The organism is Methylobacterium sp. R2-1 (genome assembly GCF_014191355.1).
In the GTDB taxonomy this organism is placed as follows: Bacteria; Pseudomonadota; Alphaproteobacteria; order Rhizobiales; family Beijerinckiaceae; genus Methylobacterium.
Map to the genome: position 1 here is coordinate 77,602 of NZ_JACHWM010000013.1, position 15,783 is coordinate 93,384.

The window sequence follows — 15,783 nt, forward strand, 5'->3', positions numbered from 1 at the left end:
TTGCCGCGGCGGAACGCGGTTCGAGCGATCCGAGCCGTGTCCTCAGGCACCGGCGGGAGCGCGGATTGCGGGCGGAGCGACATGAGCGGCCTCCGGGCGGGACGGCCACCCTACACCCAGCCCACGACCGCTCGGAATTCGCCAACAGGGTCCGAACGTTTTCCTGGCATGCTACAACCACTGCTGCCAACCCGTGGCAGACCCTAGCTCTGATGCGAGAGCATCACGACGGCCATTCCGTGAGCCGACGGGAAGCGAGCGCGATCAGCAGCAGGGCGCCGGCCAAGAGGGAGCCGAGCGCCACCAGGGCCTGACGCTCGGCGCGCGCGCGGCATCGAGGGTGCGAACGCGGGCACGGCGTCGTAGGCGTCGAAGTTGAGGCGGGCCGGGCACCCCGCGCAGACGGGAACCGGGTTCATGGCCTGGGCGAGGATGCGCGGCTCGAAGAAGGCACGCAGCTGGCGCCGATAGGTGCCGCCGGCCGTCAGGAAGTCTACATGCCGTCCCGCATCGGTGCCGGCTGCGGTCTCAAGCGCGATGGCGAGGATCGTGGCGGGCGACAGAAGCGCCAGATGTTGGCTCCAGGCCGATGCTGCCAGAGCATGTTCGCGCACGGCTTCCCGATGGTCGGCCAACGCCTCATCGTAGAACGCGTCGCGGGCCAGACGCTTGATCTCCGGGGCTTCGACGAGGTCTGGCCGCTGTGCGGTGTCCGGAACGTTGCGGGCAGCCCAGGCCGCCGTGATCCGTGCACCCTTCTCACCGGTCGAGAACAGAGCCTGGGCCTGCCGGCTGGCGTCGATCGCTGCGATCCGAGAGGGCATCGGTGCGACGGCATCGAGCGCGATGCCGAGCCCCGTCGGCAGCACCACGGTGATGCCGGCCCAGGCCAGCACGAGGATCGCCAGCGCGGCGACCGCCCCTTGCCAGAGGCTTGCCACCAACGCGCAGGCCGCAACCCAGAGCAAGACGTAGGTCGCGAGTGCCGCGGCGAGCAGCGCCAGCGTGGTCTCCCAGCCGGCGAGCTGTCTGAGGCCGCCGGCAAGGACCAGCGCCAAGCCCGTGCCACCGACGACACCGGTGACGGCAACTAGCGCGACCGCGCCGAACTTCGCCGCGGCAACCCGGAGCGGCCCGACGGGCTGCGCCGCGATCATCCGCAGGATCCCAGCATCCTGCTCGGCCGAGAGGCGGGTGCCGGCGAGCGCGATCACCGCGAGCGGCACAAGGTAGACCAGGACGAAAGCGAGGTCGAAGGGGCCGAGCTTGAGTCTGGCCGCCGAGCCGAGTTCGTAGGCCGTGTCGTCGAACACCGTGCTGAAGCCGAAGCTGACCTTCGTCACTGCGGGCTGCACGTCGGACTGGCCGGCGGCGAGGAGGGCGAGGGGGGGCGGTGGCTTCACCGCGTAGGCGGCCAGGAAGTAGGTCATGAAGCCGAACGCGTCGGTCGGATCCTGCCAGTAGTTCACCTTGATCGGGCTGGGCCGTGCATAGCGCTCATGGGCGGCTCTAGCCTCACGAATGGCCCGCGCGCTGTCGTCGGCCGCCGCGGCGATCGCGGTGCGCTCGCGCGCGACGCGTTCCGCCCCGGTCCAGGCCGCCAGACAGAGGGCGGCGAAGAGCACGGCGAGGATGGCCCAGGTCAGGCGTTCGCGCAGGACGAGCCGCAGTTCGGCACCGAGCAGACGGGGGAAGCGGGCAACGCTCACGGCTTCAGCCTCCGGATCATCGGCAGGCTCAGGCCGGCGAGCAGCGTGAGCCATAGGGCGAGAACGAGGGCCGGCACGCCCGCATCCGCCAGGGACCGCGTCAACGGCAGCGGGGCGTGGACGAAGGGCGGGATTTGCTGCCACAGCTCCGCCCCGGCAATGAGCCGGCCCCTGCCGTGCTGCGGATGATCGCGGATCTCGCCGTTCATGCGCTCAGAGATCCTGCGGCGATAGGCTTCGACATTCCAGACGAAGTGGGCATGCTGAGCGAAGTCGGTGCCGGCGAGCGTCTGGGAGAGAGCCTGCAGGGCGACCCGCGGGGAGAGCAGGCCGGCCCAGCCGAACGCCCGCTCCTGGCTCGCGAGGCTCTCGAAGAAGGCGCCGAGTTCGCGATCGTAGACCGCGAAGTTGTGGCTCTCGTTCTCGAACATCATGAGACCGTCGAGATCGACGGGCAGCTCGCGCGCGTCGTCGACGCCGTAGCGGGCCAGTACCTCCCGGGCGCGCTCGTCGCTCGCCTCCGCCGTCTTGTACTCTCGGAAGCCGGCATCGATGCGTGCCCGGACCTCGCGGTAGGAGAGTGTGGGCACGAGAGCATCGACACCGGCCGTCGCGAGGCGCGGTGCCGCGACGCAGAGCAGGACCCAGGCCACGAGCGCGGCCGCGAGCGCGGCGCGGGCGGTCGGGGCCACGAGCGAGACCAGCATCGCCAGGAGCAGGAACACGCTGGCATAAGCGATCTGCACGGCGACCCAGGCCGGCAGGCGCGCCGGCACCTGCCAGCCTGCACCGTTCTGGCCCGCCGTTACAAAGCCCCCGATCGCGAGGAGCGGACAGCCGACGACGAGGATGAGCACGAGGAGAAGTGCTGCAAAGCGGGCGGCGAAGAGGCGGTCCGGCGGGGCACCATTGCCCAGGGCAAGACGAAGGGTTCCGCGCTCCCGGTCAGCAGCAAAGGCGGAGAAGCCGAGCAGGATCGCCACGAGCGGCACCACAAGCTGCACGATGTCGGCGATGGTGCCGAGGCCGGTGCGGGCGAGTGGCCCGGCATCCTGCACGGCGCGGTAGACCGCATCGTTGAAGACGTGCGCCTCCACCCGCACCATGCGGCCGGTATAGGGCTCGGTGCCAGGATCAAGCACGGCGAGCGGCGCGGAGGGCCGGAACAGCCACAGGCCAAAATGGTCGGCCGAGTGCGGGTTCTTGGCGTCCTGCCCGAGCCAGCGCTCACGCTCGGCTGCCGTGATCTGGGCCGCCTGACCCGTATAGCGTTGGGCCTCCCGCCACGCGCCGAAGCCCGTCACAGCCAGGAGCAGGATCAGCCCAGCGCCGATCCAACGCACGCGCGCGTCGCGAAGGATCAGCGCGACTTCAGCCGCGACCCGCTTCATGCCGCGATCTCGGCGTGACGCTCGATGTAGAGGCGTTCGAGCGCGACATGGTCGAGCGTCTTCGGATCAACCTCCTCGACGATGCGGCCGCGGCTCAGCACGCCGACGCGGTCGGCCATCTCGCGCACCCGGTAGAGGTCGTGGGTCGCCATCAGCACCGCGGTGCCCCGCTCCGCCGCGCGGCGCACTGTGACCGAGAAGTCGGCCGCCGCGCTCGGGTCGAGCCCGGAGGTTGGTTCGTCGAGAAGCAGGAGCCGCGCCCGGCGGGCGAGGGCGACGGCGATCCCGACTTTCTGGCGCATGCCCTTCGAGTAGGACGCGGCGGGCCGACCATGAGCCTCGTTGGGCAGGCCGGCCTCAGTGAGCAGCCGGCGCGATGCGTCTGCGGGCAGGACGAGACCGGCGAGCGTTGCGAAGTAGCGCAGGTTCTGGAGGCCCGAGAGGTCCGGATAGAGGGCGACCTGCTCGGGGATGTAGGCCACGTGGCTCCGCGCACCGACTGGGTCGGCGCCGGCCTCGATCCCGCAGACCCGGACCGAGCCGGCATCCGGCTTCAGGAAGCCGAGGATCAGGTTGATCGTCGTGGTCTTGCCGGCTCCGTTCGGTCCGAGCAGGGCGAAGACTTCGCCGGCCTGCAGCGTCAGGTCCAGGCCGTCCAGGGCGGTGCGTGCCTCGAAGCGCTTTATCGTCGCCCGGATCGCCAGCACCGGATCGTCTGCCCGTGTCTCGGAAAGTTCGCTATGTTCGCGATACATGCGCTGACGCCCTCAGAAGGCAATGTTGTAGGCGACTTCGACCGAGCGCGGCCGGCCCAGCAGCCAAGTGTTGGCGCTGCCGGTCACGGGGTAGACTTTGTCGAGCAGGTTGTAGACGCGGACGCTGAAACGGGAATTATCGCTGACGCGGTAGTCGACGCTGCCGTTGACGACCTCGTAGTCCGGGCGCCGCACCGTGTTGGCGAAGTCGCTGAAGGTCTCACCGACGAACTGAACGCCGACCCGCGCCTCCCAGCGCGGCGCGAAGGCCCAGCTCAGCCAGAGGTTGGCGATGCGCTCAGGCACCGAGATCGGCTGGTTGCCGGCGAAGTTGACCGCGACGCCGCCGACGGATTGCTGGAAGTCGTCGTACTGCGCGTGCAGCAGGGCGAGATTGCCCTCCACCCGCCAGTTCTCCCACAATCCGAGCGACACGAACGCCTCGACACCGTGGGACGACTGGCTGCCGACCTGGATCGAAACCTGCGGCCGCAGCGGATCCACGGTCAGAAGATCGCGCTTGTTGATGCGGTAGCCGGCCAGGGTGAACTCGCCGCGTCCTTCCCAGAACAACTGCTTGTAGCCGACCTCGACCTGTTCGCCGGCGGAGAGCTTGAAGTCCTTCTGAGCGATCGGCACCGTGATCAGCGAGTTCACCGGATCGACAGCGGTCGCGTAGCTTGCGTAGATCGAACTATCCGGGGTCGGGTTGTAGACGGCGCCGAAGCGGTAACTGAGCGCGCTAAAATCCTTGGTAAAGCTCTGTGACGGCGTAACCAGGTCCTCCCGGCGCACCGTCGGCGCGTCGTAGCGCACCCCGGCGATCAGCGAGAACTGGTCGGATAGGATCAGCCGGTCCTCGGCGAAGAGAGAGTACTGATCCGTGCTCGACACGTAGAGCGGCCGGACGCTGTCCAGGCTGCTGAAGAAGCCCGGATCGAAGAAGAATGGGTTCACGGTGTTCTCGCTGCGATAGGGCGAGTTGTTGCGCAGGCGGAAATCGATGTGGTTGACCTCGAAGCCCGCCACGAACTCGTTTCGGAAGCCGAACAGCGTACCCTTGAATGTCGCGTCGAAGCGATTGCCGATCTGCTCCTGGTGATGGAAGATCTCGATCGGGCTACTGCGCCGGATGAGGCCTGTGCTCGGGACGAAGGCGTAGCTCTCGAGATTGCGCCAGTGCCGGTCTGCGAGCAGGCGGTAGGCGGTGTTGCGGATGACGATGTCGTCGCTCGGCGACCACTCCACCTTCAGCTGGGTCCAGTTGTCTTCGAAGGCGATGCGGCTGCCGTCGATGTTGTAGTTCTGGAAGCGCGGGCGCGGGTCGATGCGTCCCCCGATCAGGGGTGTTCCGAAGTAGCGCAAGGGTTCTTGGTAGCCGTAATCGTGCGAGAGCGTGACGGCGAGATCCGGGGTCGCCTGATAGAGCAGTGAGCCGGAGACGGCGAGGTTCGCGAACTCTCCATTCTGGTTCAGCCAGCCATTGACTTGGTTGCCGCTGACGTTGAGGCGGTAGAACAGGTTCTCACCGATCGGTCCGCCGCTGTCGACGGCAAGGCGCTTGACGCCGTCCGATCCGAGGGCGGCGCGGGCAGCGTTAACTGGCACGGCGACCGGCTTCTTGGGCACCACGTTGATCACGCCGCCGATCGCGCCGTCGCCGTAGAGCACGGAAGCCGGACCGCGCAGCACCTCGATCCGGTCCACGTTCCAGGTATCGAACGGATAGGTCGTGGTGTTGACGCCGACGAAAAGCCGGGTGCCGTCGTAGAGCTGCATCACCGAGTTCACCCCGGAGAACCCGCGAGAGGTGTAGGCACCAAAGCCGTTGCCGGGCGAGCTGATCGTCGTGATACCGGCGGCGTTCTGTGTGATCGCCTCCTGCACGGTCTGTTGCCCGCGCTCACGGATTTTCTGACCCGGGATGACCTCGATACTGGCGGGCGTCTGCAGCGGCGACAGGTCGAGGCGGCTAGCGCTCCGGCTCGGCGTAGTGAGGTTCAGGCCAGTTGGGGCCGCAGTGTAAGGCGCCGAAGCTAGCAGCCGGGTCCCTGATCCTGAGCCAGAAACGGCAAGCTCATCCAGAGAGATAGCGTGTCCCCGATCAGCGCTTTCCGCCCGCTCTTCTGCGGCCGCATTGTCTGAGGTGAGAGCGACAGTGCTGGCAGTTAGGAGCAGGACAGTAGGTAGGCGCGAACGCTGACGGAGCGACCAGCCGAATGGCTTGGCGAGGGGCTTCTGTGTCGGCATCGCAAGAAATCAACCGTCCGGGCGCGATCCGCGCCGATCCATGCAGTCCTTAAAGGTAACGTTATAATGTTACAAGTGCCTCACTTCGGAGTGCCGTCTACGGCCCAGACAGCGCTGCTCGGAGCAGTAAACCTCCAGGAGCGGGTGACGGCCGGATGGAAGTAGACGTGGGCGGTGCGCACACGGTGGCTGATATGTTGCCGCTCCGTGCGCGACCTCATATCTAGAATAGTCTCACTCGCTGTTTGTCGAGAAAATATTGCGTTATTTCATATAAGTGCGCACGACCTCTATCAGTTCGGCTGCTCCTTTCGCTCGTGCAGGATCGGCCTCATTGTCCGGATTTACAACATGATGTCGAATATGGTCTTCTATCAACTCACTAGTCAGGCCGTTGATGGCGCCGCGCATTGAGGCAACGAGCATCAACACATCGGCACAGCCGAGTTCAGCCCCTAAAGCCCGTTCGACGGCCTCCGCCTGTCCTTTGATCCGACGAACGCGCGCCAGCACCTTCGCCTTATCCTTGATCGCATGAGCCATCAGAGCGACTTTCGCTTGTGTGACAGGGCATAGGGGGGTACCCTACCATCTGCTGAGCGGGATCGCCCGACATGGCGCAAAGGTCCTGCCATGAAGAAGGATGATCCCTGTACCGGGGTCTGTCAGTTCGACAATCGCACTGGATGGTGTGCAGGATGCGGCCGAACGATGAGCGAGATCAAAGCATGGCGGAAGATGACCCCTTACCGACGCACTGCACTATCTCGTGAGCTACAACGTCGTATACAGCAAGTGACGAAACAAGACATTCGTTAAGGTCGTCTGCGCCGCTTTTCTGCTGACAAGGCAATCAAACTCGCCCCCATGGTGCCAGCAGGCAGCAAACGATCTGTCGGAGAGTCGTTCGCGCGCCATGTATCATTATAACGTTGCTGCGGTGCATGGGGTGCCGATCGGCTATCGTTCATTGGAGATAATGATGTCAGAAAAGATTCCTGTGACCGTGCTCACCGGCTATCTCGGAGCCGGCAAGACGACACTGCTCAACCGCATCCTCACCGAGCAGCACGGCAAGCGCTACGCCGTGATCGTCAACGAGTTCGGCGAGATCGGCATCGACAACGACCTCGTGGTCGGCGCCGACGAAGAAGTGTTCGAGATGAACAATGGCTGCATCTGCTGCACCGTTCGTGGCGACCTGATCCGCATTCTCGACGGATTGATGAAGCGTCGTGGCCGGTTCGACGCGATCATCGTCGAGACTACGGGGCTCGCCGACCCTGCTCCGGTCGCCCAGACCTTCTTCGTAGATGATGATGTTTCCAGCAATGCAGCCCTAGATGCGATCGTTACTGTGGCCGACGCGAGATGGCTTCTCGATCGCCTGCGCGACGCTCCTGAAGCTAAGAACCAGATTGCCTTCGCCGACGTGATCCTGCTCAACAAGACGGATCTTGTATCAGCGGAGGATTTGAAGACTGTCGCAAGTCGGATACACACCATCAATCCCTACGCCCGCGTCCATCACACGACCAATTGCCAGATCCCGATCGCTGAGGTGCTAGACCGAGGTGCATTTGAGTTAGACCGTATACTGACTTTGGAACCTCATTTCCTGGAGGATGAAGACCACGACCACCATCACCACGGCGAGGCTGAACATACCGAAAGCGATGGCCACGGACACAGCGTTCATCGCCAAGGTGGATTGGTGCACCACCATGACGAAGACATGCAATCCGTGGCCCTTTCCGTTGCCGGCGACCTAGATCCCGAGCGCTTCATTCCCTGGTTTTCCGAACTTACCCAACGCGAGGGTCAAAATATTCTTCGTTCCAAGGGCATTCTGGCCTTCAAGAACGACGACAACCGCTTCGTGGTCCAAGGCGTCCATATGCTGATTGACGGCAAGCCGCAGCGGGCATGGGAAGCAGCCGAGCGGCGGGAGTCGCGCCTAGTCCTTATCGGACGCAACCTCGATGCTCAAAACTTGCGTGCTGGGTTCGAAGCATGTGTAGCTTAACTAGAGCCGCGCCCGATCATGTAGCAACGGCCCTGTCGTCTGCGTATCCGGCCGCGGCGAGGCAGTTGCGGCACTCCTGGGCGGTGACGCGGGTGAGCGCCTGCCGGATAGCTGCCCACAGCTCGGGCACGGTGCGAGCGGCTGCCGTCCGCAGCAGGCGCTTGAGCTTGGAGAAGACCTGCTCGATCGGGTTGAAGTCCGGGCTGTAGGGCGGGAGGTACAGCAGGCGCGCGCCCGTCGCCTCGACCGCCTCGCGCACGCCTGCCACCTTGTGAGCGGCCAAGTTGTCGAGGATCACGGTGTCGCCGGGCCGCAGCACGGGGCCCAAGGTGTCGGTGATGTAGGCGCGGAAGCGCCCGCCGTTCGTGGCGCCGTCGGCTAGATCGACCGCGCACAGGCCGTCGGCGCGCAGCGCGGCGGTGACGGTGGTCGTCTTGTAGTGACGGTGGTCGTCTTGTAGTGGCCCTGGGGCACGCTCATCCGGCAGCGCTCGCCCCGCGGTGCCCACCCGTAGCGACGAGCCATGTTGGTGGCGGCCGCGGTCTCGTCGAGGAACACCAGACGGCCCGGGTCGAGGGCATCCTGGTTCGCGAACCAGTCCTCCCGGGCGGCCTTCACGTCCGACCGCTCCTGCTCGGCCGCGTGCTGTGCCCCCTTTTGCGGGTGATGCCGTGCCGGGCGAAGAAGCGCGACAGGCCGCTCGTGCTGGTCTCCACCCCGCGCTCGGCCAAGGCAGCGCGCAGTTCGTGCAGACAGATCGTGGGCCGCGCTTCGTAGGTGGCCTGGATCAGGTCGGCGTGCGCCTCGATGGCCCGGGAGCGCTGATCGCCCCCGCGCGCTCGGGGCGCAACCTGACCGTCCTGCCGCAAGCGACCCGCCCAGCGGCTGGCGCTCGACACGCTCACCCCGAAGCGGGCGGCTGCGCCGTGGCAGGAGGCCCCCGCCGCCATCGCGGCCACGACGCGCACGCAGATCGACCGATAAGGCTGACGGCATCGGCGCCTCCTCAGCCCGTCAACGCCTCTCCCTAAATGCCGTTGCAGATCGGTCGGGCGCAGCTCTAAGATAGCTGCCTGGCGTCTGCAGCTGTGTTTGTACTGTAAGGTAGCAGCCTGACGGTGGCGGTGGTCTTTATATGGCCACCCCGCTTCATCCAGGAAATGCATGCAGTATTGCACACTACCGTGTTGGCGAAGCTATCCGCCGATAGGGCAGTGCGTAGGTTTTTCATGGTTTGCCCGGTAGGATTTGCGCATGAGTACACCCGTATTTCTGATGGACCACGTCGCCAAAATCGAGACTGGCGCGCACGTGACAGCAGTGCACTGGGTCGGCAGTACTTTGGCATTGGCACTGAGCGACGGCAATGTGGTCCTAGAACGGGAGGGAGAGGTTGCGCGGATAGCAGCTCATCCAGAAGGTTCAATCCTCGTCGCAGCAGGAGACGCCGACCGGCTCGTTACCGGCGGTGATGATGGGCGCATCGTCGAAATCAGGCGCGACGGCGCGATCAGTGAGAAAGCGGTGGCAAAGGGTACCGCTTGGATCGATGCACTCGCCCTGCATCGGGATGGTAGTCTTGCCTTCTCAGCTGGGCGTCGCGTCGTCGCGCGAGATGCCAAGGGCCATGAGAGCATCTTCGAGGCCCCCTCTACGGCTCGCGGCCTCGCCTTTGCACCCAAGGGCTATCGCCTCGTGGTCGCGCACTACAATGGCGTTAGCCTCTGGTACCCGAACCTGGACGCTGCACCTGAGGTAATCTCCTGGAAAGGCTCGCACATCGACGTAAGTTGGTCTGTGAACCGCCCCAGGTTTCCCGGAGGCCGTTGGGTTTGGGTCAGGCGGCCAAGGCTTGCACCTCGGCCTGAGCAAAGTAGCGCGCCTCAGCCTCGGCGGGAGGCACGTTGCCGATCGGTTCGAGCAATCGGCGGGTGTTGAACCAATCGACCCATTCGAGGGTGGCGAACTCGACCGCCTCGAAGGAGCGCCATGGTCCACGGCGATGGATCAGCTTGATCCGCCCCCAGCTGGGATCGAGGGCGTCCTGATTCTCGAACCAAGCCTCGCGAGCCGCACTTACGTCTTCGCGCGCTTGCTCGGCTGCGTGGATCGAACCTTTCTACGGGTGATGCCGTGCCGGGCGAAGAAACGGGACAGGCTGCTCGTGCTGGTCTGCACGCCGTGCTGGACCAGGGCGTCGCGCAACTCGTGCAGTCAGGCCCGGCGGCACCGTCATCCTCGACAACCTGCAGGCCCACAAGGGGGCGGGTGTGCGCGAGGCTATCGAGACCACCGGGGCCAAGCTGCTCTACCTTCTGCCCTACAGTCTGGATTTCAATCCGATCGAGCAGATCTTCGCCAAGTTGAAGGGACTGCTCCGAACCGCGGCTGCCCGCACTGTCCCAGACCTGTGGCACACTATCCGGCAGGCCTTCGCTCGCGTCACGGCCAACGAGTGCCGCAACTGCCTCGCTGCAGCCGGCTGCGCGGGTGCCTCGACAGGATTGTCCAGACACGACAGACGTGAGAACGTAAAGTGAGCAAGCTCGGCGTGTTGGGCTTCGTCTTACTGTCGGTGGATGTAGCATCCTGGGCGCGACCCGCCAGGGGGCGGTAAGGCGCTGGCGGTCCGCTGGCTCGCTGCCCGAGCCACGGGATCCTGATGGCGGCCTCGCGATCTTCACGGGATGCCGCGGGTTCCTATCGCGGACCCTCGCCGCGCGGCCGAGCGCCGGGCCCCTCCCCGGCCGCGGCGGGCACCGCATCGACCGCGCAGCGCGTCGTGATCTCGCGGACGAGGTAGTCCGCGTCGGTGACCGGCAGCATGCGGAAGGCCGTCGCGTCCTCCGGGTTGAACCGGTACGTCGCGCCCATGTAGACGCTTTCGTAGGATCCGGACTCGTTCTCCACCCAGTCCCCTGCGTTTCCGACCGTGTCGAGCAGGCCGAAGGGGCTGCGCTCGCCCGGGTAGGCGTCCACCGGCTTGAGCGCGGGCGACGGCTGCCCCTTGGCAGGCAGGCCAGGGACGTTGGCGCGTTTTTCGTCGAACCGATTGCCCCAGGGATATGCGCGTCCGTCCACTCCGCGGGTCGCGAGTTCCCATTCCAGGTCGGTCGGGAGGCGCATCCCGCGCAACGCGCAATAGGCGCGGGCCTCGAACTGGGTCATCGGAGGCGGACAGGTCGCGCACGGCACCTCGCCGGTGCCGACCACGATGTCGCCCGGTGCCGACACCCGCGGCGAGGTCCCGGCATCGATCTTCCCGAAGATCGCCCCCAGGTCCCTTCCGAGTTCCCGGACCTGCCCGGCACCGACCTGATCGATTGCCGACCGGCGCGGTAGGAACGTGAGCATGAACGAATTCTCGCGCTTGATGCGCCCCGCCTTGAGCATGGCGCGCACCTTTGGGAGGTACTCCTCGACGGTGGGGGGGCGCACGTCGATCCAGTAAGGCCTGCGGTTTGCCCGGAGCTCCTGGTCGAGCCCGTGCACCCACCGGGCTGCCGGTACGTGCGCCATTCCTGGATGTGCCTGGACCTCCCGCGCGTCCGGCAACGTGAGGTGCAAAGCCTTGCCGAGCGGGTCGAAGCCCGGACTCAGCAGGAGATGGAATCCGAGCCTGCGGTCGGCGCCGTCAACGTACCTAGCCTCGACCTTCACGATGATGTCTGCGGCCGGAACCCACAACCTGACACGTCCTCCCGACGGCTTCACCTCCGCGTAAAGGGTGCTCGCATTGCTTCCGGGATCCTCCTCCGTCACGGTCAACCGCACGTCGCTCGCGATGCTCGGCAGGCCTGCGAGATCCACGTCCAAAAGCGCGTGGCCGCGATAGAACCAAGCCAGCCAGATGACCGTGAGGGCGAGGAGGGCGCCCACGCCGAGCAGTGCATTTCGGACCAGGGCCACCGTTCGCTCGCGGCGGCCGCGACTCGACGGGCCGTGCCGCGACAAGCGCAAGGGCCGGCCGTTCATCCGGTAGTCGACCGCCTGCCCGGCGATCACCCCGTCCGCCGCGAGATCCCGACAGACCGCCGACACGACCTCCACCAGGTCGGCGACCGCGCCGGCGCCACGCAGGCGCTTCGCGAGCCCGATGCTGAGACGGCTCGCGTTGTCGCCGATCAACGCGATCGCCTTCTCGTCCGGTCCGCAGGCATAAACCGTGAGCCGCGGGGTGACGGCGGCCGACCCGAGACAGGAGTCGAAGGCACCGGCGTGGCAGCAGTCCAGGACCAGCACGGTACGATCCGCCGCCTCTGGCCGGACAAGCCTGGAGAGGAGCTTCCCCGCCCCCTCGACCACGGTCTCGTTCCCCGAGCGGGAGGCCGTGGTTGGCTCTCCTTGGACGAGCCAGGCGTGGCCGTAGGCATAGATCAGGTGGATGCCGCGCGCCGGTGCTCCCGGCACGGCCGTCGCGCTTACCATCTCCACCGGCAGGTCGCCGGCGCAGAAGGCGTCGAAGGCCGACCTCACGCGGCTCAGGACCCCGTGCGCATTGGGCAACGCCTCGAGCCCAAGATCGGCCGGAGCCTCCCCGTCGAGGGGGACGAAACTCAGCTGGGTCAGGTCCTCCATCGGTTCACCACCGCAAGAAGTCCTTCAACGAAACCGTGCGTTCGCCCTGACGGGCAGTTGCCGACGGCACGTTGGCGATGAGCTTCTGCACGATCACCGGCGTTGCCGCACCGAGATGGAAGCAGAGCAAGGCCGATGACGAGCCCTGCAGGTAGAGAAGCGGCATAGCACCGCCCAGTAGGATCATCGCGACCGTCGCCGCCCAGTAGATCGGCCCGGCTTGGTACTGGGCCAGGGCCTCCGGCTTACGCGAAAGCGCATACCAGTGCAGCGTCTCCGCCGCCGCGCCCCCGAGGAGCGCGACCGAGATCTGGGCCACCAAGCTGTCTAGAAGCACGCCGCACGTCCCCCCGAATCGCAGCCGCGGCCTCGCCGGACGCAGAATCGGCCGTACAGTAATGCATTTCAAACCCGTCCGCGCGGCAACGCCACCCTCCTGGTCTTAGCAACCACTCGGCCTCGCCATCGCACTGCGTCCCCCGTTTCGCCCGCGTGCTGCCCGTCGAGGGCAACGGCGCCAACGTGGTCTCGATCTTTCGAGTATGCCGGCGATCAGACCCTCCTTCTTGACCGACGTGTTCCCGGTTGCACCAGATGAACCCTACTCATAGGCAACCTGGGATCGGACCGGGATCGCATACGTGGACCTGCCTCCCGACGACTCCGACGCGCTCATAGGCCTTCTCAAGGAAGGGCCGGTCGGCTTTGGGTTTGCCGTCAATCGCGGCGGAGATCTCCTGGGCATCGGAGACTTTGCCGACGAGCTGGTCAGGATAGCGGCATGCCGTGCGCTGATTGTCGCAACCGCCGTCTATGGAAGGTGGGTACTGGAAAAAGAATCGCTGGACCAAGTCCCGGCTGCGTCGGCGGGCGCGCTAAGTCGCGCCTTGCAGGCCAGGCCCAGCGACGAGGCCTTCCGAGCGCTTTTGCAATTGATTGGTCGTCTTCGCCTGTTCGATCCGCATGCGGAAGGATACCCGGACGAGTTGAGATTCAGATTCGCCGGAGCGTATCTGGAGAACCCTCTCCACCTTCGGTTTCTTGCCGTCGGAACGGTTGCTTGCCTCGGGCTGTGCGTGACCACTCTCGCAGCGGCGCAATTGATGAAGGAGTGGGATTCACCTGCGTGCCAAGCCAGGGGCGACGGAATGGCACGCACGCAGTTCGACATGCTGCAATCGCTTGCCCACAGGGAAGGTAAGTGGACGAATCAGCATGCCCAGAGCCACAAGGCAATCACTGATGCGGCGCGTGTGGCGCGGTCGGCGTGCGGTTCCCTTCTGAGCAATATCCAGTTCCGCCTGCATCTCCCCGCTGGCGTAGACTATGAGGTCAAGCTCGGCTCCGCCCCACCCGCTCCTAGCCTATAACAGCCCTCTCCGAGCCAGCGGGAGGGGCTCACCCGAAGCTTGCTTGCCTCGGACCAGGTGAGCCAGCCATAGATATCTATGGCAAGTCCGGATCGGTCCGGCGCTTCGCTGCCCGTCGCGAGCGCGAAGTGCCGTTCGACATGCTCACGGAGATTCTTTCTGTCGACGAGCCCGCGGTCGGTCAGGTAGTCTACCACTATGCCAATTGATTGGACGGCCCTGGCCACGCCCTCGTCGACCAAGTGTCGATCCATTTCCTAGCGGACGGACGCCTCGGCTTCCAGCCTCGCTATCCTCTCTGCGAGGGTGTCCCGATCCCCGGTTCGGTCGGCGTCGCTCATAGGCTGCTGGTCAGCCATCATCGTTTGCCTCATCCGTTCGTGCGGAAGCAGCGTAGCCGATTCGGTGCCTCGACAGGAATGGTCGTCGCGATTGAGGATCGGGAGGATGCCGGGGAAAGCTCCCAGGAATGCTGGGAGACCGGCCTCCAACAACGCTGGGCGTGGCACGAGCTGACGCGCCCGCTTTACACCCCGTCACCCTCCTCACGTCCTCCAAGTATGCGCGGCCCGCTCGGCGAGGCCGCCTCCCAACGCTTGTCCAGCTTTCGTCGCTGCCACGTCCTACGATCGGCCATCTCGTACGAAAGCGAGAACCTCGCCCTCTGTTCACCGCTCCCGGTCAAGCTCTTCGTCCATACCAGCCACCGGCGAGCGCCCGCGGCATCATCGCGCCCTGGCTGCTCGATGGAGCGATGAACGGGCAGACCTTCCGCACCTACGTGACGGACGTGCTCGCTCCGGCCCCCAGTCCGGTGCCACGGTCGTCACGGATAACCCGCTAGCTCACAAGATCAGCAGGATCCGCAAGCGCTTCGAGGCAGTGGGAGCCCGGCTCCTCTACCTCCCGGCCTACTCGCCCGACCTCGATCCGATCGAGGAAGCCTTCGCCAAGCACAAGGCCCACCTGCGAAAAAGCCACAGCGGCGGTACACGATCGCCCCAAGGCTTGGTCAAGCACCGAATGGGACCCAAAAATCGAATTTTCCGGGTACGTGATTGGGGTACGTTCTGGGGTACGCATGAAAATTAGCGCGACCACCAAGGTCCTGGCAACAAACGAGAATTTCGTCCGTCGAGAAACCTGGTGGAGCTGAGGGGAATCGAACCCCTGACCTCCGCAGTGCGATTGCGGCGCTCTCCCATCTGAGCTACAGCCCCGTCCGAGGCGAGGGCCTTGTAGGCTTGTCCGCTTCGGCCTGTCAATTCAGGAAATTCCCCGCCGCGCTCCGCGCATTCCGCGCCGGGCGTGCGTTTGGGGCGACGAGGACCGATACCCCCCGCATGAATGCCCTGCTCTGGCTCTTCAATACCATTATCCAGCTCTACATCTACGTCCTCGTCGCGAGCGCGGTGCTGAGCTGGCTCGTGGCTTTCAACGTGGTCAACGTGCGCAACCCGATCGTCTCGCAGATCGGCGAATTCCTCTATCGCGTCACCGAGCCGGTGCTGCGGCCGATCCGCAACCTGCTGCCCAATCTCGGCGGCGTCGACATCTCGCCGATCATCCTGATCCTGCTCCTGCTGTTTGCGCAGAAGCTTGCGACCGACCTCTACGTCCAGCTCGCCTTCTGAGCCCGCATCCGGCGCCATCCAGCCCGGCGCCAAGCGCGGCATTGCGCGGGCGCCGGGCTCGTTGCTAAGG

At 65.5% G+C, this 15,783-nt stretch carries 11 protein-coding genes, 1 tRNA gene and 6 pseudogenes; 7 read left to right on the forward strand and 11 right to left on the reverse strand.

Annotated elements, in window-relative coordinates; all coding sequences use genetic code 11:
- Positions 1-203 precede the first annotated feature (203 nt).
- From FHU13_RS18345 to FHU13_RS18365, 5 genes are all read right to left on the reverse strand, one after another.
- Positions 204-1,709 (reverse strand): DUF3526 domain-containing protein, encoded by a 1,506-nt coding sequence (locus tag FHU13_RS18345; RefSeq protein ID WP_183437299.1) that lies wholly within the window; start codon positions 1,707-1,709, stop codon positions 204-206.
- A complete protein-coding gene (locus FHU13_RS18350) occupies positions 1,706-3,100 on the reverse strand; it encodes a DUF3526 domain-containing protein (RefSeq protein WP_183437300.1) in 1,395 nt (464 codons plus the stop codon). Before FHU13_RS18350 ends, FHU13_RS18345 begins: the two co-directional genes overlap by 4 nt.
- Entirely contained in the window at positions 3,097-3,855 is a 759-nt protein-coding gene (locus FHU13_RS18355) for an ABC transporter ATP-binding protein (RefSeq protein WP_183437301.1), read from the reverse strand. The genes FHU13_RS18350 and FHU13_RS18355 overlap by 4 nt, the downstream gene beginning before the upstream one ends.
- A gap of 12 nt (positions 3,856-3,867) precedes the next feature.
- Positions 3,868-6,105: a TonB-dependent siderophore receptor gene (locus FHU13_RS18360; protein WP_183437302.1), complete on the reverse strand. Its 2,238-nt coding sequence runs from the start codon at positions 6,103-6,105 to the stop codon at positions 3,868-3,870.
- A gap of 264 nt (positions 6,106-6,369) precedes the next feature.
- Entirely contained in the window at positions 6,370-6,648 is a 279-nt protein-coding gene (locus FHU13_RS18365) for a metal/formaldehyde-sensitive transcriptional repressor (RefSeq protein WP_183437303.1), read from the reverse strand.
- Between the two features lie 90 nt (positions 6,649-6,738).
- Here FHU13_RS18365 and FHU13_RS18370 point away from each other — a divergent pair, with 90 nt between their 5' ends.
- A complete protein-coding gene (locus tag FHU13_RS18370; protein WP_183437304.1) occupies positions 6,739-6,924 on the forward strand; it encodes a DUF1289 domain-containing protein in 186 nt (61 codons plus the stop codon).
- A 163-nt stretch (positions 6,925-7,087) separates the two neighbouring features.
- Complete coding sequence (locus FHU13_RS18375; RefSeq protein ID WP_183437409.1) at positions 7,088-8,131, forward strand: GTP-binding protein; 1,044 nt, start codon at positions 7,088-7,090, stop codon at positions 8,129-8,131.
- 16 nt (positions 8,132-8,147) lie between these two features.
- Here FHU13_RS18375 and FHU13_RS18380 read toward each other — a convergent pair.
- Positions 8,148-9,127, reverse strand: a pseudogene (locus FHU13_RS18380) (IS630 family transposase).
- A gap of 258 nt (positions 9,128-9,385) precedes the next feature.
- On the opposite strand from FHU13_RS18380, the pseudogene FHU13_RS27860 reads away from it, so the two are divergent.
- A pseudogene (locus FHU13_RS27860) lies at positions 9,386-9,964 on the forward strand (WD40 repeat domain-containing protein); the annotation flags it as partial.
- Between the two features lie 4 nt (positions 9,965-9,968).
- On the opposite strand, the pseudogene FHU13_RS18390 reads toward FHU13_RS27860, so the two are convergent.
- Positions 9,969-10,151 (reverse strand): annotated as a pseudogene (locus tag FHU13_RS18390) (IS3 family transposase); the annotation flags it as partial.
- Between the two features lie 9 nt (positions 10,152-10,160).
- Positions 10,161-10,345 (reverse strand): annotated as a pseudogene (locus tag FHU13_RS18395) (IS630 family transposase); the annotation flags it as partial.
- Between FHU13_RS18395 and FHU13_RS18400 the strand changes: the two are divergent.
- Positions 10,345-10,671: pseudogene (locus tag FHU13_RS18400) on the forward strand (transposase); the annotation flags it as partial. The pseudogenes FHU13_RS18395 and FHU13_RS18400 overlap by 1 nt on opposite strands.
- A 160-nt stretch (positions 10,672-10,831) precedes the next feature.
- Here the strand turns inward: FHU13_RS18400 and FHU13_RS18405 are convergent.
- Positions 10,832-12,709 carry an SUMF1/EgtB/PvdO family nonheme iron enzyme gene (locus tag FHU13_RS18405; protein ID WP_183437306.1) on the reverse strand — a complete coding sequence of 626 codons (1,878 nt, stop codon included), beginning with the start codon at positions 12,707-12,709 and terminating at the stop codon, positions 10,832-10,834.
- A 4-nt stretch (positions 12,710-12,713) separates the two neighbouring features.
- The gene (locus FHU13_RS18410) at positions 12,714-13,028 is read right to left on the reverse strand and encodes a hypothetical protein (protein WP_183437307.1); all 315 of its coding nucleotides are present in this window, start codon (positions 13,026-13,028) and stop codon (positions 12,714-12,716) included.
- 322 nt (positions 13,029-13,350) lie between these two features.
- Between FHU13_RS18410 and FHU13_RS18415 the strand changes: the two genes are divergently transcribed.
- Both FHU13_RS18415 and FHU13_RS18420 read left to right on the forward strand, forming a co-directional pair.
- Positions 13,351-14,079, forward strand: a complete 729-nt coding sequence (locus tag FHU13_RS18415) for a hypothetical protein (protein WP_183437308.1) — start codon at positions 13,351-13,353, stop codon at positions 14,077-14,079.
- Between the two features lie 715 nt (positions 14,080-14,794).
- Positions 14,795-15,051, forward strand: a pseudogene (locus tag FHU13_RS18420) (transposase); the annotation flags it as partial.
- A gap of 172 nt (positions 15,052-15,223) precedes the next feature.
- Here FHU13_RS18420 and FHU13_RS18425 read toward each other — a convergent pair.
- Positions 15,224-15,299, reverse strand: a tRNA-Ala gene (locus tag FHU13_RS18425).
- Between the two features lie 123 nt (positions 15,300-15,422).
- On the opposite strand from FHU13_RS18425, the gene FHU13_RS18430 reads away from it, so the two are divergent.
- Positions 15,423-15,713, forward strand: coding sequence for a YggT family protein (locus tag FHU13_RS18430; protein WP_003604312.1), 291 nt, complete (start codon positions 15,423-15,425; stop codon positions 15,711-15,713).
- The last annotated feature ends 70 nt before the right edge of the window (positions 15,714-15,783 follow it).